Annotated in this window: 22 protein-coding genes; 12 read left to right on the forward strand and 10 right to left on the reverse strand. The window is 57.3% G+C overall.

The genetic code is table 11. From position 1 onward, the window contains the following. The first annotated feature begins 34 nt into the window (after positions 1 to 34). Positions 35 to 1,072: a quinone-dependent dihydroorotate dehydrogenase gene (locus tag ACN0WW_RS07290; RefSeq protein ID WP_417610922.1), complete on the forward strand. Its 1,038-nt coding sequence runs from the start codon at positions 35 to 37 to the stop codon at positions 1,070 to 1,072. Between the two features lie 7 nt (positions 1,073 to 1,079). Here ACN0WW_RS07290 and ACN0WW_RS07295 read toward each other — a convergent pair whose 3' ends face one another. Next, on the reverse strand, positions 1,080 to 2,813 hold the full coding sequence (locus ACN0WW_RS07295) for a gamma-glutamyltransferase family protein (RefSeq protein WP_417610924.1): 1,734 nt from the start codon (positions 2,811 to 2,813) through the stop codon (positions 1,080 to 1,082). Between the two features lie 243 nt (positions 2,814 to 3,056). Between ACN0WW_RS07295 and ACN0WW_RS07300 the strand changes: the two genes are divergently transcribed. From ACN0WW_RS07300 to ACN0WW_RS07325, 6 genes are all read left to right on the forward strand, one after another. Further along, entirely contained in the window at positions 3,057 to 4,814 is a 1,758-nt protein-coding gene (locus ACN0WW_RS07300; RefSeq protein WP_417611117.1) for an AMP-dependent synthetase/ligase, read from the forward strand. 230 nt (positions 4,815 to 5,044) lie between these two features. After that, complete coding sequence (locus ACN0WW_RS07305; RefSeq protein WP_417610926.1) at positions 5,045 to 5,356, forward strand: hypothetical protein; 312 nt, start codon at positions 5,045 to 5,047, stop codon at positions 5,354 to 5,356. A gap of 390 nt (positions 5,357 to 5,746) precedes the next feature. Continuing rightward, positions 5,747 to 6,562: a hypothetical protein gene (locus ACN0WW_RS07310; protein WP_417610928.1), complete on the forward strand. Its 816-nt coding sequence runs from the start codon at positions 5,747 to 5,749 to the stop codon at positions 6,560 to 6,562. Between the two features lie 1,183 nt (positions 6,563 to 7,745). After that, positions 7,746 to 8,474, forward strand: a complete 729-nt coding sequence (locus tag ACN0WW_RS07315) for a hypothetical protein (RefSeq protein ID WP_417610930.1) — start codon at positions 7,746 to 7,748, stop codon at positions 8,472 to 8,474. Positions 8,475 to 8,930: 456 nt separating this feature from the next. Continuing rightward, positions 8,931 to 9,626, forward strand: coding sequence for an extensin family protein (locus ACN0WW_RS07320; protein ID WP_417610932.1), 696 nt, complete (start codon positions 8,931 to 8,933; stop codon positions 9,624 to 9,626). A gap of 411 nt (positions 9,627 to 10,037) precedes the next feature. Beyond that, on the forward strand, positions 10,038 to 10,295 hold the full coding sequence (locus tag ACN0WW_RS07325) for a DUF2171 domain-containing protein (protein ID WP_417610935.1): 258 nt from the start codon (positions 10,038 to 10,040) through the stop codon (positions 10,293 to 10,295). Positions 10,296 to 10,373: 78 nt separating this feature from the next. Here the strand turns inward: ACN0WW_RS07325 and ACN0WW_RS07330 are convergent, their stop codons facing one another. Together ACN0WW_RS07330 and gloB are read right to left on the reverse strand one after the other, a co-directional pair. Then, entirely contained in the window at positions 10,374 to 10,784 is a 411-nt protein-coding gene (locus ACN0WW_RS07330) for a hypothetical protein (protein ID WP_417610937.1), read from the reverse strand. An 84-nt stretch (positions 10,785 to 10,868) separates the two neighbouring features. Next, positions 10,869 to 11,591 carry a hydroxyacylglutathione hydrolase gene (gene gloB, locus ACN0WW_RS07335; RefSeq protein ID WP_417610939.1) on the reverse strand — a complete coding sequence of 241 codons (723 nt, stop codon included), beginning with the start codon at positions 11,589 to 11,591 and terminating at the stop codon, positions 10,869 to 10,871. Between the two features lie 111 nt (positions 11,592 to 11,702). Between gloB and ACN0WW_RS07340 the strand changes: the two genes are divergently transcribed. Further along, complete coding sequence (locus ACN0WW_RS07340) at positions 11,703 to 13,427, forward strand: diguanylate cyclase (RefSeq protein WP_417610941.1); 1,725 nt, start codon at positions 11,703 to 11,705, stop codon at positions 13,425 to 13,427. A 13-nt stretch (positions 13,428 to 13,440) separates the two neighbouring features. Here the strand turns inward: ACN0WW_RS07340 and ACN0WW_RS07345 are convergent, their stop codons facing one another. Next, positions 13,441 to 13,860, reverse strand: a complete 420-nt coding sequence (locus ACN0WW_RS07345) for a VOC family protein (RefSeq protein ID WP_417611119.1) — start codon at positions 13,858 to 13,860, stop codon at positions 13,441 to 13,443. Between the two features lie 133 nt (positions 13,861 to 13,993). Between ACN0WW_RS07345 and ACN0WW_RS07350 the strand changes: the two genes are divergently transcribed. Next, positions 13,994 to 14,713, forward strand: coding sequence for an SIMPL domain-containing protein (locus tag ACN0WW_RS07350; RefSeq protein ID WP_417610943.1), 720 nt, complete (start codon positions 13,994 to 13,996; stop codon positions 14,711 to 14,713). Positions 14,714 to 14,758: 45 nt separating this feature from the next. Here the strand turns inward: ACN0WW_RS07350 and ACN0WW_RS07355 are convergent, their stop codons facing one another. From ACN0WW_RS07355 to ACN0WW_RS07375, 5 genes are all read right to left on the reverse strand, one after another. Further along, a complete protein-coding gene (locus tag ACN0WW_RS07355; RefSeq protein WP_417610945.1) occupies positions 14,759 to 15,604 on the reverse strand; it encodes a hypothetical protein in 846 nt (281 codons plus the stop codon). 43 nt (positions 15,605 to 15,647) lie between these two features. Then, entirely contained in the window at positions 15,648 to 16,394 is a 747-nt protein-coding gene (locus ACN0WW_RS07360; protein ID WP_417610947.1) for an alpha/beta hydrolase, read from the reverse strand. Between the two features lie 154 nt (positions 16,395 to 16,548). Continuing rightward, positions 16,549 to 16,896: a hypothetical protein gene (locus tag ACN0WW_RS07365; protein ID WP_417610949.1), complete on the reverse strand. Its 348-nt coding sequence runs from the start codon at positions 16,894 to 16,896 to the stop codon at positions 16,549 to 16,551. A 46-nt stretch (positions 16,897 to 16,942) separates the two neighbouring features. Beyond that, entirely contained in the window at positions 16,943 to 17,134 is a 192-nt protein-coding gene (locus tag ACN0WW_RS07370; RefSeq protein ID WP_417610951.1) for a helix-turn-helix transcriptional regulator, read from the reverse strand. Beyond that, positions 17,131 to 17,571 (reverse strand): hypothetical protein, encoded by a 441-nt coding sequence (locus tag ACN0WW_RS07375; protein ID WP_417610953.1) that lies wholly within the window; start codon positions 17,569 to 17,571, stop codon positions 17,131 to 17,133. The genes ACN0WW_RS07370 and ACN0WW_RS07375 overlap by 4 nt, the downstream gene beginning before the upstream one ends. A 338-nt stretch (positions 17,572 to 17,909) precedes the next feature. Here ACN0WW_RS07375 and thrS point away from each other — a divergent pair, with 338 nt between their 5' ends. Next, positions 17,910 to 19,916 carry a threonine--tRNA ligase gene (thrS, locus tag ACN0WW_RS07380; RefSeq protein ID WP_417610955.1) on the forward strand — a complete coding sequence of 669 codons (2,007 nt, stop codon included), beginning with the start codon at positions 17,910 to 17,912 and terminating at the stop codon, positions 19,914 to 19,916. A 159-nt stretch (positions 19,917 to 20,075) separates the two neighbouring features. After that, positions 20,076 to 20,591 (forward strand): translation initiation factor IF-3, encoded by a 516-nt coding sequence (infC, locus tag ACN0WW_RS07385; protein ID WP_417610957.1) that lies wholly within the window; start codon positions 20,076 to 20,078, stop codon positions 20,589 to 20,591. A gap of 1 nt (position 20,592) precedes the next feature. Here infC and ACN0WW_RS07390 read toward each other — a convergent pair whose 3' ends face one another. Next, complete coding sequence (locus ACN0WW_RS07390; protein WP_417610959.1) at positions 20,593 to 21,681, reverse strand: alpha/beta hydrolase fold domain-containing protein; 1,089 nt, start codon at positions 21,679 to 21,681, stop codon at positions 20,593 to 20,595. Positions 21,682 to 21,727: 46 nt separating this feature from the next. Here ACN0WW_RS07390 and ACN0WW_RS07395 point away from each other — a divergent pair, with 46 nt between their 5' ends. Then, entirely contained in the window at positions 21,728 to 22,144 is a 417-nt protein-coding gene (locus tag ACN0WW_RS07395) for a helix-turn-helix transcriptional regulator (RefSeq protein ID WP_417610961.1), read from the forward strand. Positions 22,145 to 22,200 lie beyond the last annotated feature (56 nt).

A 22,200-nucleotide genomic window follows, 5' to 3' on the forward strand; every position in this document is an offset into this window, starting at 1 on the left:
TGCCCAATATCCCGTCAAATGCCATAGCCCACCCATGCTCTACAATCTCGCCAAACCCTTCATCTTCCAGCTCGAGGCGGAACGCGCCCATGGTCTGACCATCGCTGGCCTGAAGACTCTTCCTATGGGCCCTGCCCCGAAATCCGATCCGGTCCTGGCCAGCACCCTCGCCGGACTCGACTTCGTGAATCCGGTCGGCATGGCCCCCGGTTTTGACAAGAATGGCGAGGTTCCCGATGCGCTGATCCGCATGGGCTTCGGCTTTGCCGAGGTCGGTACGCTGACCCCGCTGCCGCAGGCAGGCAATCCAAAGCCCCGTATCTTCCGGCTGGTCGAGGACAAGGCAGTGATCAACCGGCTGGGCTTCAACAACCGCGGTCAGGAAGAAGCTATTCCTCGCCTGAAGCGAATGCGCGGCCGGATGGGCAAGGGCGTGCTCGGCATCAATATCGGTGCCAACAAGGACAGCAGCGACCGGATCGCGGACTATGTGATCGGCGCCAAAAATATGGCGCCGCTGGCCGACTATCTGACCGTCAATATCAGTTCGCCCAACACGCCGGGCCTGCGTGCGCTGCAGGACAAGGGCGCACTGGCGGAACTGCTCGCTGCCGTGAAAGCGGCGATGGGCCAGTCGAAAACCCCGGTCTTCCTGAAGGTCGCTCCCGATCTCGAACCAGCGGATATCGACGATATTGTCGAAGTTGCCACGGCGCAGGAGATCGCCGCGCTGATCATTTCCAACACCACGATCAGCCGCCCCGCGCTGCGCTCCAAAAACCAGTCCGAGACCGGCGGGCTGTCGGGTGCGCCGCTGAAGGATCTGGCGCTGCAAAGGCTCAAGGATTTCCGTCAGGCCAGCGGCGGGAAGATTCCGCTGATCGGGGTTGGCGGGATCGCCACCGCCGAAGATGCCTATGAACGGATTCGCGCCGGGGCCTCGCTGGTCCAGCTCTATACTGCGATGATCTACGAAGGGCCGACGATTGCTGCTTCGATAAGTTGCCAGTTGGCCAAGTTGCTCAAGCGCGACGGCTTTGCCTCGGTCAGCGAAGCCGTCGGCACCGCGTAGCGTTTCGTTAGTCGCCCGTACCAATCAGCACGACGCCCTCACGCCGCGGATCATACCCGCCATCGACCTTGCCATCGCGGATTATCACCGCATGGACGCCGCTATCTTCGCCCTGCCCCGGTTTGAGATCCATACCGCGAGCGGCGAGACCGGCCACAACCCCTGGAGCGAACTCGTCCACTTCGCCGCCAATGGCCGCGCCCCGCGCAACCAGATTGGGCAGCGCCAGCGCTTCCTGCATCGACAGGTCCCAGTCGATCGCGCCGACCAGCGACTTGCCAACATAAGCTAGAATCGAGTTGCCGCCCGCTGAGCCGATCGCCCCGGCAAACTTGCCGTCACGGTCAAGCAGGATCGCCGGGGTCATCGATGACCGGGGCCGCTTGCCGGGCGCAACCGCATTGGCTGCCGGGTTGCCGGCGGCATCAACCGGGCTGAACGAGAAATCGGTCAGCTGGTTGTTGAGAAAGAAACCGTCAACCATCCGGCCGCTGCCGAAGATCGATTCCACCGTGGTGGTGATCGACACGACATTGCCCTGCCCGTCGCGGACAATGAAATGCGAGGTACCCGCGGGCTCCTTGGTATTATCCTTCGCCGCTGGCACCGCTCCCGGCGGAACACCGGCCTGCGGAGGCGCCGAGGCAGTCTCGCCGATCAGCGCCGCCCGCGATTTGACATAGACCGGATCCAGCAAACCCCGGACCGGTACCGAAGCGAACGCGGGATCGCCGACATATTGATCGCGGTCAGCGTACATCAGCCGACTGGCTTCAGCGAACAGGAACCAGGCCTGCGGGTCATCCGGGCCGCGATCGGCGATATCGGTTTTCTCGAGCATCGACAGCAGCTGCAGCAGGCCAACGCCGCTCGACGGCGGCGGCGGCACGCAGACCAGATAGACGCGATAGGGATTGCACAGCGCCTCGCGCTTGATCGGCTTGTAATTTGCGATATCGGCCAGCGTCATCCGGCCTTCGAGCGGCGCTGCCCGGGTCCTGGCGACGATCTTGGCGGCGGTGGAACCGCTATAGAGCGCTGCCGGACCATTGGCCGCAAGCCGTCTCAGAAAGTCGGCATATTCCGGATTCTTGATCCGGTCGCCGGTGGTCAGCCGTTTGCCGTTGGCATCGCTGAAATAGGCCGAGGCGTCCGGAGTCTCCAGCTGCGGGAAGCCCCGCTGCAGAAAACGGCCCAGCCGCGGCGTGATCACAAATCCTTCCTCAGCGGTTCGCTCGGCCGCTCCGAACAGGCTGCTCCAGTCGAGCACACCATGATCTTCGTGTACCATTGCCAGCATCGCCACTGCCCCCGGTACACCGGTTGCGCGTCCGCTGGTCACGGCCTCGCGATAGCCCAATGGCTGGCCGTCGGCGTCAAGAAACATCGTCGGGCTAGCCTGCGCCGGTGCGGTTTCCCGCCCGTCATAGACCGTCAGTTTGCCGGTACTGCCGTCATAATAGGTCAGGAAAGCGCCTCCGCCCATGCCGGAACTCTGCGGCTCGACCAGCGACAGCATCGCCTGCACCGCTATAGCCGCGTCGATCGCGCTGCCACCGCGCGCCAGCACCTCCTGCCCGGCCTTGGCGGCCAGCGGATTGGCAGCGATCACGAACGGCTCCACCTTCTGGGTGACAGCAGCTTCCGGCGCCGAAGCAGAAGCCGGTTCGGGCATGCTGGTCTGGGTACAGGAAGCGGTGAGCAGCGCTGCGACGGCAGCGACGAGACGGGACATTTTCATGGGGCAAAGCTATAGACCAGGTCGAACGGCGATGTCCATCGACAGTACGGCCGCCGCTGGCAATCGGCACGACTGGCTCCTTTGCACCAAAATATTTGCCCGCTCGTTCGAACCGCGCTAGTCCCCCTGCCAATGATCCAAGCCCGGAGACATCCGGAGTATTGAGAGAGGAAGCATCGCGTGGCCCGGAAAAAGGCAAAAAACCGTTACCTGGAAATCGACCATTATCAAAATCTGGTATCGATGTTTTTCGATCGCGCCCGTCAGGGCGGCGACAAACCGTTTCTGCACGCCAAGATCGACGGCGCCTGGCAGGCGACCAGCTGGGCCGACGCCGCGCGGCAAGTCGCGGCGCTGGCCAAATCGCTGCAGCGGATCGGCCTGAAAAAGGGCGACCGGGTGATGCTGGTCTCCGAGAACCGCCCCGAATGGTGCATCGCCGATCTCGGCATCATGGCCGCCGGCTGCATCACCGTGCCGACCTACACCACCAACACCGCCTCAGATCACCAGCATATTCTCGACAATAGCGGCGCCCATGCCGTCATCGTCTCCGACAGCAAGCTGGCGAAAAACCTGCTGCCGTCGGTGATCAACTCCTCTGACGCCAATATCATCATCGGCATCGCCGATCTGCGCATCGGCCAATCCGGCGACTTTGACCTCTACCGCTGGGGTGATCTGGTCGATGGCACCGATGCGGATGTCGCCGAAGTCACCGAACAGGTCGCCAGCATCAGCCGCGAGGAGACCGCCTGCATCATCTACACCAGCGGCACCGGCGGCAAGCCGCGCGGCGTCATGCAGCACCACGGCGCGATCCTGCACAATACCAAGGGCCCGGCAGAAGTGATCGAGACCGACTTCGGCTGGGATGACGAAGTCTTCCTCTCCTTCCTGCCGCTCAGCCACGCCTACGAGCACAGCGCCGGCCAGTTCTTCCCGATCGGCCTCGGCGCCCAGATCTATTATTCCGAAGGGCTGGAAAAGCTCGCCTCCAACATCGAGGAAGTCCGCCCGACGATCATGGTCGTCGTCCCGCGCCTGTTCGAAGTGCTCCGCGCCCGTCTGATCAAGACCGTCCAGAAACAGGGCAAGATGCCCAATTATCTGCTCGGCAAGGCACTCGCCATCGGCGGCCGCGAAGCCGAGGGCAAGGGCCGCAGGCGTGACAAGCTGATGGACCTGGTGCTCGACAAGACCCTGCGCCCCAAAGTGCAGCAACGCTTCGGCGGCCGGATCAAGGCGATGGTCTCCGGCGGTGCGCCGCTCAACCCCGAAATCGGCACCTTCTTCCAGTCACTCGGCCTGACGCTGTTGCAGGGCTATGGCCAGACCGAATCCGGCCCGATCATCGCCTGCAACCGCCCGAGCACCGGCCTGAAAATGGACACCGTCGGCCCGCCGATGATCGACACCGAAGTGCGGATCGCCGACGACGGCGAAATCCTGGTCCGCGGCGAGTTGGTCATGCACGGCTATTGGCGCAACCAGGAAGAGACCGACAAGGTGCTCAAGGACGGCTGGCTCCACACCGGCGATATCGGCCATATCGACGAAGCCGGCCGGCTGGCAATCACCGACCGCAAGAAGGACCTGATCGTCAACGACAAGGGCGACAATGTCGCACCGCAAAAGGTCGAGGGCATGCTGACCCTGCAACCGGAAATCCTGCAGGCGATGATCACCGGCGACCGCAAGCCCTATATGGTCGGCCTGATCGTCCCCGACCCGGAATGGGCCCTGGAATGGTCGCGCGAACAGGACGTGCCCTATGACTTCATCGAACTACAGGACAATCCCGCGTTCAAGTCCGCAGTCCGCGAAGCGATCGACCGGGTCAACCAGGACCTGTCCGTGATCGAAAAAGTCCGCCGCTTCGCATTCGCCGACGAGCCCTTTGCGATTGAAAACGAGGAACTGACCCCGAGCATGAAGATCCGGCGGCATGTGATCCGGGAGCGGTATTTGGAGCGGATGGAGGGGTTGTATAAGAAGTGAGGGGTTGGGGATTGCGAATTACTCAACTTCACTATCGTTCAAATTAGTGCACTGTCGCCATAATTCCAGCGCTTTGGCTTTGAATAAAGTGGAATTACGGCGACAGTTGCAACAATGCCCAACCGGTCCAGGTCCGAGCGGGGCCCGTTTTCTGACATGAGCCCAGTTCCAGGTGATTGGAATGTGGTAGCAATGACCGAAGCGGGCCAGAAATATTGCGGAGTAGCACAATGACCGTTTTAAAGTACATTGTTGTCTTGGCGACCGTTGCCTTGTTAACTGGCTGTAACGGTAGCAAGGTTGACTCAATATTTGTGACGGCGGGTTATCCTTTTTTTGATGACGCTGTAACACGCCTCTCGCAACCGGAACAGCTTCGGTTAGGTTTCCAAGGACCCGATGATATAATGGGATTCTATTTCGAAGGGCAGAAGAAGGCGTGCATCGTGGTTCTACCTCGAAAACGGAATGTCATCCTGCATGGACCAGAATCTGTATTTTGCTATGATAAAACTACAAGTAATTATATGGGGCGTATTTGAGGGATTAGAATTACGGCGACAGTTGCAACAGTCCCTAATCTGCCTTCCGGTGACAGTTGCAACAATCACCAATAGGGCTTGAAATAAGTGCATTGTTGCACGTGTCACCGTAGCGCCCACGGAAACGCCATCTATTTATTGTCGGCGATGTGATCATGTTAAATTTGAACAGCGCACTAATTTGTTCTCGCGTCGGATAGAATGCACTGTCACCGTAAATCCCCGTAAATCCGGAACTGTTAAGTAGAAAATGAATTAGCAGTGATGTCTCTGGCGAATACACGTATATGTGTGGAGAGATGCAGGATCCGCGCTGAACCACGTAAGTAATTTTGACTTTTCAAATTTTGTGATTAGTATCAAACCTCAAGTAAATTTAAGGAATTAAATATGGCCAATGGTTTGATTAAGTCTACCGCATTTCTCTCATTGAGTTTGGCGATGCTTTCTGGTTGTGCGCGGGGCGGCGTTTACTTGCCTTATCTCGGCAAATATTCGGCGGTCGATGTTTGCGGAGGTTTTTCAAAAAACTGTCTCCCAACAAAATCGGGTAAAGCAGCCCCATTACGAGACTTGATCCCTTACAATCAAAACCCAGAAGAGTTCATTGGTCGAAAATTCCTGCTCACAAAAGGCTATTTTGGCAATAGCGGTATTTATGATACGCAGCCTTGCGGTACGACGGTGACTGCCAATGATATTCTAGAGGACGCTGCCCCACGCCCATTTAGCGTTACAGTCGATGACGAAAGTAAAAGCAAATTTCTGATTAAAGTTGACGCCGATGTAACAGAAATATTGGATACTGCGGCTGGACTAAGCCTTCCCGATCAGGTGAAGGCAGATATTGGTGCTGAAGTGAAAGAGAACGTAGATCGTAGCTTAGATCAAAGTTTTGATGTTAGCTATAAAAGCGTTTACGCTAAAAACATTCCGTATATAGATGCTCAAATTGCCCCGTGCCGATCAACATTAGGGCGAAACCAATATATGATAACTGGGTTATCAATAATCACTGTCGATGGCAGTTGGACGAAAACGCGTATTGTTGAATCCTTCGATTCTTTCGAGACAAAAGCGGGTTTTTTGAGTCTGTCGGCTGATATTAAAGCCTCTTACAAGCAAATGAAAGACAGAGTGATCACCGGAACAGTTCCCGAGGTAAGCTATATAACTGGCATGTCATATGTTGGAAAACCATTCTGACACACAATAGATGTCGGATGAGCAGAGATTCAAAAATCTCTGCTCATCCAAACTGTAGATATGCAATTGTGATCAAAGTTATCATCCAACAAACCGGCTTAGCTATCAGATGCCATTTTGTTTCAGTGACCCTATGATCGATTATAATTGGGTAATTTGGAAGCTCTTTCGGTTCACTGACCGAATGGTCCAAATCTCCTGAAACTATTGTGAGTTTTTTGTCATCAGCAGCCATAACACCCCTCGCTTTCGCGATTATGTTTTAGCCTTGGCATGGGAAACGGAAGCTAAAACGGTTGGAGAGTTTGGTTACTCGAAAATCTTCAACGGTTATCGCCATGCCAACAGGTCTGCATGGGGGTATAACGCCCTCAAAATCTGCCCTGTCCAATTTCATAGGTGCTAACAGCACCTTATCTTTCGCGGCTTTCAGCCACTGATAACTATATAGGACTTTTCATGGATTTATTCAAGCATCGCTTTTAACGATCTCGACAATCTCTTTGACCGGTCTGACCACGCCCTTCTCCACGGCCGACCCTAGTATCAGGATTGTCAAAAGGTTAGACAGCCAAGCAGGAGCGGCTGAAAGATACTCAAAGAACGCTTTGATCTGATCTGGAATTACGGTGACAGTGCACCAATTTGTTCTCGCATCGGATAAGGATTGCGGTGACAGTTAACTAAATGCACCTAACCCTCTCCCTGAGGGAGAGGGTTACGCAGACTTGGCAGCTTGCTGCCTAGCCGGAGCTGGCCGAGGGTTTACAATCCCAACACTTACCCGTTAGTCCTGAGCTTGTCGAACCGAAGGTCAGCGAAGCTAACGACGCTTCTCGGACGAAAGGCGTGGTTCGACAGGCTCACCACTAACGGACAATCACCACCCGAACACCCTCATCCAACTGCGCCTAATTCGCTTCGCGAACAAGGCTGCGTATCCTTCTCCCTCACGGGAGAAGGTGGGAATTACGGCGACAGTTTACCAAATGCACAAATCCCTTTCCCTCAAAGGAGAGGGTCGCGTTGACCTGGTAGCTTGCCAATATGGTCATGTTGTTTAATTTGCCGAATGGGATTACGGCGACAGCGCACTTTTACCAAGATTTGAGAAAAATTCGTGGACTGTCTCCGTAATCCAGTGGGTATCAAACAACCATCATTGCAGGCTGCGCTAGCTACGATGACGCGTTTCACGATAGCATTACCGCTATTGGTCGCAGGTCTGCTTATCGCAGGGTGCTCGCAGCGGGTGGCCGATTATCACTACAAGATTACCATTGAAGTGGAGACGCCAGAGGGGCTGCGGAAGGGTTCCGCTGTTCGTCGTGTCGTAGTTGATGATTTGGGAGAATTAAATATCACGGACCCCGGCGCGATTAGCCGAAGGATTTATGGTGAAGCAGTCGCAATAGACTTGCCGAACAATACGACCCTATTTGCGTTAATCTCTGACGGTCAATATTCTGACGACTACTCGGAAAGATGGGCGATTATCCCCGACGGTTGGGCACCACCAAAAGGTGAGAAATATTATAGAGCGGAGATCAAAAAAATCATGGCCAGCAAAGGCAAGGTATTTACTTTACCACCTGATCGGTGGGAGCCAGGCTATCGCCTTCGCAAGCGCCCCAAACGTCTTTCCAACTATCCCCAATTTGTAAGATTTGCCGATAGAAGTGATCCTAGGTCATTGCAGTTGCTTGACGTTGAAAACCTCGCGGCCACTTTTGGCGAAGGCTACGCGCTTAAGCGGATCACCATTTCTATCACAGATGAAGATGTTACAAACAATATTGAGAAACGCTTGCCGTGGATGTCCCATCAACGCGGATCACTAGTTGACGGCGGACTTAGTAGACCAACTCTATCGAATATTACTGACTTGGATTTTCTACGTCGAGAGAATTAAATGAATAATGATGTGTTTTTGTCGATTCTGGCGATGGATTCCTATGGTCGCCGTTCTGGGGCTGCTATTTAAAAATTGTCGGAAAAAACGTGAGAGAGACTCGGCTCAACGGTTGGCAAAGAGAGTCGTGGTTCGACAGGCTCACCACTAACGGCAACCCACCAGCGGAACGCCCTCATCCAACTTCGCCTAATTCGCTTCGCGAACAAGGCTTCGTATCCTTCTCCCTCACGGGAGAAGGGGCACAACGCTTGGCGTCTTTCGCTTCGCGCCTTCGTGGCTTCGCGCGAGTCCCATAAACGCACCCTCCCCGCAAACACTCCAAGCGGAACTTTCCCCTCCCCCACAAGTTGAACCACAGAGTCCCCCAAACCGGAGAGACAGTCTGCCCCCCGCGTCCCTGCCCGCATCCAGCAAAGCCTTGCCCCATATAGCTTCCCCCGAACGGTCCCGCCGATGCGCCTGATCCTCTTTGTCATCCTGCTCGCTCTTCTCCTGCGCGGCTATGAATGGATCGCGCACGACAGCCGCATGCCCTGGACACCGCTGTCGCTGGCCGCGCCGATTGGCCCGTTCACTACCCGCAAGATCGCCGCCCTCGCCGACGACACCCCGCGCTGCCACCAGCTGCTCGAGGAGGCGAGTATCGGCTATACGCCGCTGCCGCCCGTCACCGCCGGTCCGAATTGCAGCTATGACAACGGCGTCACTCTCACCCGCGATCAGCCGCAAGCCATCGCCTACCGCCCCGCCGCCCGGACCAGCTGCCCGGTGGCGGTCAGTCTGGTGCTCTGGGAGAAGCAGATCGTCGACGCCGCCGCGCGGGAGCATCTGGGCACCACGGTCGAGGCGATTACCACCTTTGGCAGCTACAGCTGCCGCCGGATCGGCGGCGGACAGACCGGCAATTTCAGCGAACATGCCACCGCCAACGCCATCGATATCGCCGCCTTCCGCCTCGCCGACGGCCGCACCGTCTCGGTCGCCGGGCACTGGGATGCGGACGACGAGCGGTCGCTCTTCCTGAAGGCCGTGCGCGATGGTGGCTGCGAGATTTTCGCGACGACGCTGTCTCCGGATTATAACAAGGCCCACGCCGACCATCTGCATTTTGACCAGGCCCCGCGCGGCGGCTCGCATTATTGCCGCTAGCGCCATGCTACGAATTCATTGCCGTGACAGCTTATTGAATAGACCGGTTCCCTCTCCCTTGAGGGAGTTTGGTTCTGCTGCAGGTAAAACATGCTCCCAGCATGTTTTGAAGTGATCCGGGGGATCACTTCGACCTGATGCGGGACCAAACTGGTTGCGCAGACTTGGCAACTTGCTGCCTAGTCGAAGCTGGGTGAGGGTGTACCGGACCTAACTGGCTCAGCAACCCGCTAGCGGAACACCCTCATCCAACTGCGCCTAGCCGCCTTCGCCAGGGCTTCGGCGGCAAGGCTGCGTATCCTTCTCCCTCACGGGAGAAGGCAGGCTATTTGCTTCCCTTGGAGATATCCTGGAACAGGATCGCGTCTCGCACGTTGGTTGTACAGAACAGAGAAAGCAAAGGAATGGAACATGGTAGATAAGAGCCAGATCAAGGAACATATGGAAGTCATCGGCGCCGACGGCGTGCATGTTGGCGTGGTCGACCATCTCGACGACAGCGGCGAGCGGATCAAGCTGACCAAGAAAGACAGCCCGCAGACCGAAGGCGGCAAAGGCGCCTCGCACCACTATCTGCCGATCGGTCTGGTGGCAGAAGTCGAAGGCGACAAGGTCCGTCTCTCGGCAACCGGCGAAAATGCGGTGAATATGTTCGAAGAAGACAAATAGCCTAGCGCCTGTCCCGACAAAAAAAGCCCCGGCCTCGCATCGCGCGGCCGGGGCTTTTGTTTTCGGGTTAGCGGAGGCTCAGTCGGCGTTCTTCGTATAGGGCACGAACTCGCCAAAGGCACAGCTGCCAACCGACATTCCGATGGTATTGTCGACCAGCGTGATCGGTTCGCCACGGCACAGCTGCGAGGTCGGTCGGCTGTAGGACAGAATATTGCGGCTGGCGTCCCGACAGCCACCATAAGGCTTGTTGACATAGATCGTCTTGGCATGGCGGCTGGACGAGAAGATCAGGATGTCGTCGCTGACCACCGTCATATTGCGTTGATCGTTGCGCCCGATGCAGGACATAGGTTCGCCAGCGGTCCGGCCTTCCAGATGTTGGTCGAGCTTGGCCTGCTGTTTCTCGTTGAGCGTACTGGTCTCGCTCCCGATAGCGGGGGCCGCGAGCAGCATCGCTGCTGGCAATGCAAAAAGCAGTTTGTTCATAACCTGTCTCCTGTTCCCAGTCGTCTGTTGAGAGCGATTATAGCATGGAAAAGGCTGAACCGGCCATGAAGCGATGCCCGTGCTTCAGAAATTGTCTTTCGCGGTCCGGCGTTCGGCCAGTTCTTCCACCGAAGACGCCCGCATGAACGGGTTGGTGGCACGCTCCCGGTCGATCGTCGTCGGCACCGTCGCTGCGCCCCGCTCGCGCAGGGTCAACACCTCCGCCATCCGCTCCTTGAGCGCCAGATTATCCGGCTCGGCGACCAGCGCATATTCACCGTTGGCCTGTGTATATTCATGGGCGCAATAGACCTTGGTGCTGCCGGGTAGCGCTTCCAGCTTGCGCATATTCTCATACATCTGCTCGGCCGTTCCCTCGAACAGCCGGCCACAGCCCATCGCGAACAATGTGTCGCCGACAAAAGCCACTTTTTCCGACGGAATATGGAACGCGATATGGCCCGCCGTATGGGCCGGCACATCAATGACCTCGGCGGTTACGTCCCCGAGTTTCACCGTGTCGCCCTGCTTGACCAGAATATCGAGCGTCGGGATCCGCTCCTGCTCCGCTTCCGGACCAGTGATCTTGCAGCCGGTCGCCTCCTTGATCGCAGCGTTACCGCCGGTGTGATCGGGGTGCCAGTGGGTGTTCCATATCTGGGTGATGGTCCAGCCGCGCTGTTCGGCTTCGGCCAGTACCGGTTCTGCCACCGCCGGATCGACGACCATCGTCTCCTGCGACTGCGGCTCGTGCACCAGCCAGACATAATTGTCGGACAATACGGGTATGCGGATGATTTCAAGCATGGCAGGCAAATTACTCCCCTCACATAATAGCGGCGATGGTTAACCGCAAAATAAGGATTCTCTCCTAACGGACCTAGCTGTGCAGCAGGGTTTTTGAAAAGGATTCGTCTTTTGCGTTTGTTCGTCGCGTTTCTGGTTTATTTGTGCCTCGCTTCTCCGGCTTTTGCAAATGTCGAAATGTCGGATCAGCTGTGTACGCAAAGCAGCGGCAAAAATATGACGATCTCGGCGCTGTTGAAAGCCGGCAAATCCTTCGACTGCTCCGCCAGCAAATATGATCTCGACGGCCCCAGGGTATGGGTGAAAATCCCGTTTCTGGATCAGGGTCTGCCCGACGGTCCGGTTGAAGTTCAGGCCGACAATAACGGGCTGACCACCATGCAGGTGCATAGCGTTCTCGATGACGGGCAAATCCTGTCGTCGAAATTCTCAACGCAGGACGTGCAAAAACGCTGGCGACCGAAAGGCCGCTATGCCTTGCCGGTCCCGGGCTCAGAGAATCCGGACATTCGCAACCATATCCGGACCGTCTATATCGCGATTGATGATCTGAAAGTCACGCCGTCGATCTCGCTGCTCGAACTGGCATCGACTCAGAAGTGGGAGGCGCTGCAGCTGCCGCTTCTCGTCATGTTCGCGGCGCTGTGCGGCATGGCGATCATGCCGTTGATCTATAATATGTTCTTCTACGGCGCGCTCGGGTACAGTTTCATGCCGTGGCACAGCCTGATGATCGCTGCCGCCGTTACCTACACTTTCAGCTCATCGGGCCTGATACTCGTCGCGTTTCCGGAGACGACCCTGGCTACAAAGATGCTGATCAACTATTGGGCACCGGCCGTTGCCGTCGCTGCCTGCGGGTTCTTCCTGGTCAGCTTCATTGAGCAAGGCAAGATAGAGCGCTGGCTGCAGAAAACGATCTATTTGACCGCGATGCTGCCGGTCATCGTCACCGCGCTCGTGATACGGGTCGACGAGACGGCCACTCTGGAGGCAAGAAACTATTATCACGCGGCATTTTTGCCGGTCGCTCTGGTGATTTTCTATACGATGGGACATGCCCTGCGCCGGGGCAGCAAGGCGGTCTGGTTCCAGATTGCCGGCTGGACTCCTATTCTGTGTTTCGCGATGGACCGGGTCGCCCGGGGCATGGATCTCTACATCGGCTGGGCGATGCTCGATTATGGGATGTATTTTCTGCTGGTGGTCGAATCGATCGTCCTTGCCCTCGGCGTTGCGTACCGGATCCTGCGTCTGCGGCAAACGCATGAAGTCACATTGCGCAAACAGTCCGAGCTCACTCTGCTCGCCGATACCGATGGCTTGACGATGATGAACAATCGCCGCTCGTTTGAACGGGAGTTTCGGCGCAGCCAAAAAGAACTCCGCTATAGTCACCTCGCCCTGTTCGACATTGATTTCTTCAAACGCGTCAATGATCGATACGGGCATGAGATCGGCGACAGGGTTTTGCGCATCGTAGGCAGAGAACTTGATGCCACCCCGCATTTTGCCGCGCGTATCGGCGGCGAGGAATTCACGCTGCTGATGCAACAGGACGCTGCCAAAGACGAGATAAATTATCCGATCAATGCGCTGACCGAAATTTGCGAACATCTGATCAAGACGGTGCACGAAAAAGTGCCCGAAATTCTGGAGGCCGTGACATTTTCCGTGGGCGTCGCGGCAATATCCAGGCGGGACTCTCTCCGCAACGTGATGGCGATTGCCGACGGACGGCTATATCACGCAAAACACAAAGGCCGTAACCAGATAGTCTGGATCGACCTGTCGGATCCCCTGGCGGAGAAAGCGCCAGGCATGATCCATTGCTAGCAATCGATACGCGCTACCACTCGCCGATATTCTCCATGCTCGCCCAGGGTTCCTGAACCGGCAACCGGTCGCCCTTCTGCAGCAGCTCCACAGAAATATTGTCGGGCGAGCGGACGAAAGCCATGTGACCGTCGCGCGGCGGCCGGTTGATCGTCACGCCGGCGTCCATCAGTTTCTGGCACAAGGCATAAATGTCGTCGACGGCATAGGCGAGATGCCCGAAATTGCGGCCGCCGTCATATTCTTCGGGCGCGCTGCCATCTTCCGGCGGCCAGTTGTAGGTTAGCTCCACCTCCGCCACATCCTTCTGCCCTGGCGCGGCCAGAAAAATCAGCGTGAAGCGCCCTTGCTCGCTGTCATAGCGCCGCACCTCTTCAAGACCCAGAAGCCCGAAAAAGGCGACCGTCGCCTCGGGATCGCTGACTCTCAGCATGGTATGCAGATATTTTATCGTCACGGACAGCCTCCATTCGTCGCTATTCAGAAACGGTTCATCGCAGTTGTAGCACAGCCGAACCGGGTCATTTAAACAAGCCTAAGCGGCTTTTGCATGGAGGGAAAGAGCGATGAGCGAGAAATTTATCGAGAGCAGAAACAAGGTCTGGCTGGCGAGCGCTGTCTTGCTGATGATTGGCCTGATTGTCGGCGGCTATCTGCTCGGTGATGGCTTGCTGCGCGCGAAAATGGCGGACCGCAGCGTCACCGTGCGCGGGCTTGCCGAGCGCGAAGTCACTGCCGATCTGGCCACCTGGACCATTGCCTACAGCGCGCAATCCACCGACCTGCAAAGCGCACAGGCCGATATCGATCGCGACACCACAGCGATCACGGCGTTTTTCAAGGAACTTGGCTTCAAGGCGGACGCGCTGAAACCGACCGGTGCGAACGTGAACCAATATACCAACAACGGCATTCCCCAATATACCATTCGTCAGCGGCTCAGCCTGCGGACCAATGATATCGACAAGGCCCAGGCCGCCGTCGCCCGCCAGTTCGATCTGGTTCGCCGCGGCGTTGTGCTCGAGGACGGTTCCGGCATGAGCTACACCTTCACCAAGCTGGACGAGATCAAACCCGAAATGGTCGCCGAAGCGACCAAAGACGCGCGAAAATCAGCAGAACAGTTTGCCGAAGACAGCGGCACTGACGTTGGCGGCATCAAATCCGCCACCCAGGGCTACTTCAGCATCAACAGCCGCGATGGCGACGCCGGCGGCTATGGTGTAACCGACACGCCGTACAAAAAGGTGCGAGTGGTCACGACGGTCAATTTTTACCTGGATTAAGTCGGCGCCGCCAACCCGTGCGGCCATATCACCATCGCGCTCAGGTCAATCTTCAACCCCGTCGACCAACTGCGCGAGATACCGGGCAGCGGCCTTTGCCGGCTCGCTGTCCGGTCCAAATTTGACCGCCTGTTCCCAGTTGCTCTTAGCGCTCAGGACGTCGCCGGCTTCATAGGCGATATTGCCGGCTTCCAGCGCAATGGCCGGATCGGTTGCGACCAGTTTTGCGGCGACCGCGATATCCGATTTGGCCAGCGCAAGATCCCCCATCCGGCGCGCCAGCGTCGCTGACAATAGCCAGCCAAGCGGATCTTCCGGAACAATCTCATGGACCCAGGCGAATTGCGCCTTCGCCTGATCATATTGATCCAGGGCCACAAAGGCGCGCGCCATATCCAGATGAATTTCGCCTTTCAGCAGTCCGTCCAGCGTTCCCTGGTTCAGCGCCGCGCGAAGATAGTCCAGAGCAAGCGGATAATCGGCTTTCGCCAGCGCCGCATTGCCGGCCTGAGACCAGAAGATCGCGGCGCGATCGTCTCCGGCAGCCTGAGCGCCCTCTGCGGACTGGACAAATTCCGGGATGGCCTTGTCCCATTGTTGCAACTCCGCATAGGCAAAGCCCAGACAATTGCGTGCAAGATATCCGCCGCCCTCAATCTGCCATTTGTTCGCATCCAGCAAACCGCGGCCCGAATCCTCCGCAGCCTGATCAATGCACTGGTCAAAGCGGATATCCTCCGGACTCTTTGGTTTGGGCACGACCTGTTGCGGCGGTGGCGGTACTTCAGAAGCCTCCGGCTTTGGCTCGGATGGACGAAGCACCGGGTCGATCGGCGAACCATAAGGCGTTGCCGACTGGATCAACAGCGGAAGGAGTAGCGACGAAATCATGGAGGGAATATCCGTTCTAGACGATTATCAACAAGGCCAGAGCTCACCCCAGTCGCGAAACCACGTCAATCAGCAAGGCAATATCCTGATCCCGGGACAGGCGGTGGTCGCCGTCTTTTACCAGATGGATCTGCACATCATCTGAACGGATCTTTTTCGCCGTCTCGAGACTATATTCCCACGGCACATCGGCATCCTTTTGCCCGTGCAGCAGCCGCACCGCGCCATCAAAAGCAATCTCCGTATGAAGCAGGCGGCTCGCTTCGCCCGACTGCCAGAAAAGCTGCGTGGTGACATAGGGCTCGTCGGAATATTCGCTGTCCTCTTCCAGCTTGCCTTCGCGCAGGATCGTCATTTTCTGCTCCTGCGTGAAGCCCCAGTCGGTGAAATCGGGCGCAGCGGCAATGCCGACCAGATTTTTCACTCGCATCGGACGCGACAGCGCCACCAGCAGCATCAGCCAGCCGCCCATCGACGAGCCGACCAGCGTGACCGAACCGGAGGTGACCTTGTCGATCAGGAACATCACGTCCTCGCGCCACGAGGTCAGGCTCTGGTCCTCGAATGCGCCGCCGCTGGCGCCGCATCCGGCATAGTCGAATCGCAGAATCGCCCGACCCTGCGCTTTCGCCCAGGCATCCAGCGCCAGCGCCTTGCTGCCTTCCATTTCCGACATATAGCCAGGCAGAAAGACCAGCGTTGTCCCCTTCACGCCCGGTCTCGGCGGTGTGTAGCAATAAGCCAGCGAAGCACCGCCCGGCCGGTCAAGATACAGAATCTCGTCTTCCATATGGTCCCCAATTCATGCCCCCGCGAAGGCGGGGGTCCATCTCCTGCCATATAGTCAATAAATGCGATGTGAGAAGGTGCAGCGGTGGAGAGTCCGGGCGCGCGCCTCCCGCGATGCCGTTTTTCTGGACTAGCACCCACCAGTCGGCGAGACGCTAGGCAGCAGCAAAATAGACAATGCCCAGACAAAGAAAGGCGATAATCAACATCCCGATATTGGAAAGCAAAGGCGATTTGGGCTGCGGCAGCAGCGCCGAAATTTCGGGAGGAATATCGCCCCTGAAACCCAGCTTCCATTTCGGTCGGTCCTTGAAGCCGTCCTCCAGTCCGAAGACATGTGACTGGCCTTCCTTACCGCGATACACCAGATCCTCGAGATAAAAGGCATCGCTGCGCCATTGCGGCTCATAGAGCAAAAAGGTGCTGCCAATCACCTCAATCCGCACTGGCCGTTTGAGGGCGCTTTTGTCATCAATAAGCCAGACGTTCGCAGGATCAGACATGGCGCGAACCTAAATCAACTTTTAACCACGCGCACCATAATCTTTTTCAATCGTGCAGGAATATCTGCTCGATACGGAGCTCGAACAGTTCGGCGATCTTGAAGGCCAGCGGCAGCGACGGATCATATTTCCCGGTCTCAATGGCATTGACGCTTTGCCGGGAGACCTTGAGCCGTTCGGCAAGGTCGGCTTGAGACCAGTCCCGCTCCGCGCGCAGCACTTTCAGACGGTTCTTCATGCGTTGAGTCCACGCCAGCGGTAAAAGAAATAGCCGAGACTCCAGCTGCCCATCATCACTGCGATCAGGTCGTTCCGGGTAATCGGCGGCAATGAACCGGATGCGATTTCCCAAACCATATTGACCAGAATCGTCGTGATGATGGCGATCACCGCCCCGTTGGCAACCATCTGGAACATATAATCATCCAAGTGCCGCCGATCGAGCTTGGCACCGAGAGTGGCGAGCACAGAAAACAGGACCATTGCTCCCGTCAACAGCGCCAGCTTGGGGAACAGAGGCGGTGGAACAAACTGGTAAACATCCGTCTGCAAACCGTCTGATACCGCCAGAAAGACACTGGCGAACAGCATGATCACGAATAGCCAGTCCGGCTTGAGCCAACCGCTCATCCAGGACCAGAGATTTTTGCGCGGCTCCTGTTCCACGGATTTCACAAGGCCGACAGGAACAGGATAGCCAGCGCCGCCCACATCGCGATATTTTCATGGGGCGTCATCGCCCGGCCCGAACAGCGTTTGAATTTCATCATCATCAATCTCCATCAAGCTACATAGACATAATGTCATGCTTACTTGACTTTAATGATCGATTCGCTCCGGTATGTCAAGTGTCCATTACATTATGTCGCCATTACTTTCCTCCCGCCTACAATGCGGCTGCTGATTTGGTTGACTTGGAACCCCAAAAGACTAAGTCCAATCCACCTCGCACTGGCCGGATCACGGCCATGCCAGGCCCACATTTTGACAAATTTTGAGAATGACCTGAACCCATGACCGAGATGATTAAAATCACCCTTCCCGACGGCAGCGCGCGCGAAGTGGCCATGGGCACTACCCCCGCACAGATCGCCGCCGATATCGGACCGGGTCTGGCAAAAGCCGCGCTTGCCGCGAAAATTGACGGTGAACTGCGCGACATCATGCGGCCACTGGAGCAGGATACCGACCTCGCTCTGGTCACCTCCCGCGACGAGGAAGACGCGCTCGAACTCGCGCGCCACGACTATGCGCATGTGCTCGCCGAAGCGGTGCAAAATCTGTTCCCCGGCACGCAGATCACCTTTGGCCCCTCGACCGAGGACGGTTTCTATTATGATTTCGCGCCCGCCGGTGACCCGTTCACCGACGAGGACCTGCCAGCGATTGAGCAGGAGATGAAACGGATCATCGCCGCCGACAAGCCGCTGCGCCGGGAAGTCTGGGAGCGCGATGACCTGATCGCCCGCTGGGAGAAGGATGGCGAGACGTTCAAGGCCGAATGGGCCGCCGAACTGCCGGAAGGCGACGAGATCACGGTCTACTGGTCGGGCGACGACTGGATGGACATGTGCCGCGGGCCACATCTCGCGTCGACCGGCAAGCTCGATCCGCAGGCGTTCAAGCTGATGCGCGTGTCCGGTGCCTATTGGCGCGGCGACCAGCGCAATCCGCAGCTGTCGCGCATCTACGGCACCGGCTGGCTCAACAAGAAACAGCTCAATGCCCATCTGGTGCGACTCGAGGAAGCGGCCAAGCGCGATCACCGCAAGCTCGGTCAGGAGATGGATCTGTACCATATCCAGTCCGAGGCGCAGGGCAGCATTTTCTGGCACGCCAAGGGCTTTGTCATCTGGCGCGAGCTGGAGGCCTATATGCGCCGCGCGATCGATGGCGCCGGCTATGACGAGATCAAGACGCCGCAGTTGATGGACGTCGAACAGTGGGAGCAATCCGGTCACTGGGGCAAATATAGCGAAAACATGTTCGCAGTCCCCGACGAAGTGCCCGACGCCGAGGGCGACGGACCGGTTGTCACCGGAACCGAAGGCATGATGGCAATCAAGCCGATGAACTGCCCGGCCCATGTGCTGGTCTTTCGTCAGGGCATCAAAAGCTATCGCGACCTGCCCCTGCGCCTGTTCGAGCACGGCTGCTGCCACCGCAACGAACCGCATGGCGCGCTGCACGGCCTGATGCGCGTGCGTCAGTTCACGCAGGACGACGCCCATATTTTCTGCCGCGAAGATCAGATCGTTGATGAAGTACGCGCATTCTGCGCGCTGGCCGAACGCGTCTACAAGGAAATGGGCTTCGAGGGCTTCGCCATCAAACTGGCGCTGCGCCCGGAGAAACGGTTCGGTTCGGATGCCGACTGGGACAAGGCCGAGGCCGAGCTGCGCCAGGCCGTGGTCGATGCAGGCATGGCAACCGAAGAATATGGCTGGGAAGAGCTTCCCGGCGAGGGCGCCTTTTATGCGCCCAAGCTGGAATGGCACCTCACCGACGCGATTGGCCGGACCTGGCAGGTCGGCACGATCCAGTCGGACCGGGTGTTGCCGGAACGGCTTGACGCCAGCTATGTCGGCGAAGATGGCGACCGCCATCGCCCGGTCATGCTGCACCGGGCCATTTTCGGCAGCTATGAGCGGTTCATCGGCATATTGATCGAACATTTTGCCGGCAAGATGCCGCTCTGGCTGGCCCCGACTCAGGCGGTTGTCGCGACGATTGTCACCGACGCCAATCCCTATGCTGAACAGGTTGTCCAGCGGCTGAAAGCGGTCGGGATCCGGGTCGACGCAGATCTCCGCAACGAGAAGATCAACTACAAGGTTCGCGAGCATTCGGTCGGCAAGGTGCCCAATATCCTCGTCGTCGGCATGCGCGAGGCGGAAGAAGGCAAAGTGGCATTGCGCCGGCTGGGCCAGAAGGAGCAGGAATTTCTGACGCTGGACGAAGTCGTCACCAAGCTGCAGGAAGAGGCGCTCCCGCCGGACTTGAAATCAACCGCTCAATGACGATATAGGTTGCGGAATGTTGCATTCTCACCACGGCTTTCGGGGCTTATGTCCCTTTCGCTGTCAAGAAGGCTTTATTCCCGCAGGCTTTGCGTCTAATGAGCCAGCATAAACAAACACTCAGGAGTATTTAACATAGCTGCACCCCCTCGCCGCCCCATGCCACCCGTCAAAGGTGGCCCGCGCTTCAACGAACTGATCAATTCCGACTCCGTCAGGGTTATCGACGACAAGGGCGATAACCTTGGCGTTATGAATACACGCGAAGCGATCGAGCGAGCCAAGGAAGTTGGCCTTGATCTGGTGGAAGTGTCGCCCAATGCGCAGCCTCCTGTCGCCAAATATCTCGACGTCGGCAAATTCAAATATGAGGCCCAGAAAAAGGCCAATGCCGCCCGCAAGACCCAGAAGGTCCAGGACGTCAAGGAAATCAAGATGCGTCCGAATATCGACGATCATGATTATGACGTGAAAATGCGCAACGTGAACAAGTTCATCGACAATGGCGACAAGGTGAAAGTCACCCTGCGCTTCCGCGGCCGTGAAATGTCGCATCAGCAACTGGGCATGCAATTGCTCGTCCGGGTGCAGGAAGACATGAAGGAAACCGCCAAGGTCGAAGCCTATCCGAAACTGGAAGGCCGTCAGATGCTGATGGTGCTCAGCCCGAAATAGCTCAGGCTGCGCGTTTGAAGCGCGCGTTGATGAATTCCGCGACCAGATCAAAGCTTTTGTTTGCGTCTTTCGAGCCGAACCGCTCCAGATGATGCCGCGGGCTGTCCCAATAGTTCATCGTCACGGGTACATTCGCATCATTGGCCTTTTCGGTCAGCTGGACTGCATCATCAAAATGCATGTCGTGCCGGCTGCAGTGGATGGCCAAAGGTGGAAACTCGCGTAAGTCCGCGTATACCGGAGAGGCGCGCGGGTCTGTCGGCAAGGCGTCGCCAAGATAAAGTTTTGCACTGAACGCCGCCGTTTCCATCCGGAACGGACTGCTCCCGCTCATGCTTTTGGAAATATAGGACCAGCCCCGCATGGCGAGATCTCCCCACGGGGAGAACAGGATCGCTCCGCCCGGCATCGGCAATCGGCGCTCGCGCAATTCCAGCATCATCGCCAAAATCAAGGTGGCACCGGCACTGTCGCCGGACAGGATGATCCGTTCCGGTGATTTCCCCGATTTCAGAATCGCTTCATATTGATCCGCCAGATCCCTCGCTGGCTGAGGAAAGGGATATTCCGGTGCCAGCCGGTGTTTTCCAATCACCGCCTCGCAGCCGCAATGTTCGGCCAGCCGGAACGCCAGCCCCACCTGCTTGGGTGACGGCGGCAATATGAACCCGCCGCCCGGCACATAGAACAGGATCGGCTCATCGGCGCTTTCCTCCGTCCAGTCGGCGTCGGCATAATCCGCGGCGAGCGGCGAGGCGGGATCGAACAGCAATTGTGCGTCGGGCGGTGGCTGCATCACCGGATTGAAAATCGCAAAAGTGCCCCGCGCGGCGGCGGTCCGGTATGCGGAAAGCAGCCGCGCGCGCTCCACCGGATCGGCGCCCTTGTCGATCGCGGGCCTCAGACTGCGAATCAGAAAAGCCTGGATGATGCGATTTTCAATCCGCGCGCCAAAATCCGAGAAGGTTTTTGCCAATGGCACCATTTGTGACTGGATCGCGTGGGCAATTTTTTTGGCTTCCAGCTGGACCAGCCGAAGATCAATATCGCTACCTGCATTAGCGGGATATCCCGGGATAGAGGCGTCCATAGCCCTGCTTCTATTCCAGCAGCGCAAAAAATGCTAGAGGAGCGCTATGGTAGACGACCCGAAGAACCAAAAGCACAGGGATGCTCAGGTCGATTATATTCGCCCCTTCCTCAACCAGTTTCGTGGTGATGGCATAAAAATCAGCTCGGAGCCGGTGTGGGCGGAGCGGGTCGAGGAAATTTTTGCTAACCTTCCCGAGGAAACCCTCGATGACATCGTCAGCCGAATCCGGCAATCGAGTGAAAATCAACTTGTCGATTTCACCGCCTTTGGTGAAACCCATGGCCTGACCCCCGCCGAAATCAAGCTGGTCGACAGCATTGCTGGCGGTCTTTCTGTACCGGAACATGCCGAAGCGCATGATATTTCGGTCAACACGGCCCGCGTCCACATGCAGCGGGTGCTGGAAAAAACCGGTTCCAGGCGGCAGACGGATCTGCTGCGAAAAGTTTTCGGCCACTAGCTCATACCAGCTCAATAGCCATTGCATGTAATGAAAATGCATGATGCGGGGTCTGG

It is taken from the genome of Parasphingorhabdus sp. (assembly GCF_048269865.1).
GTDB lineage: Bacteria > Pseudomonadota > Alphaproteobacteria > Sphingomonadales > Sphingomonadaceae > Parasphingorhabdus.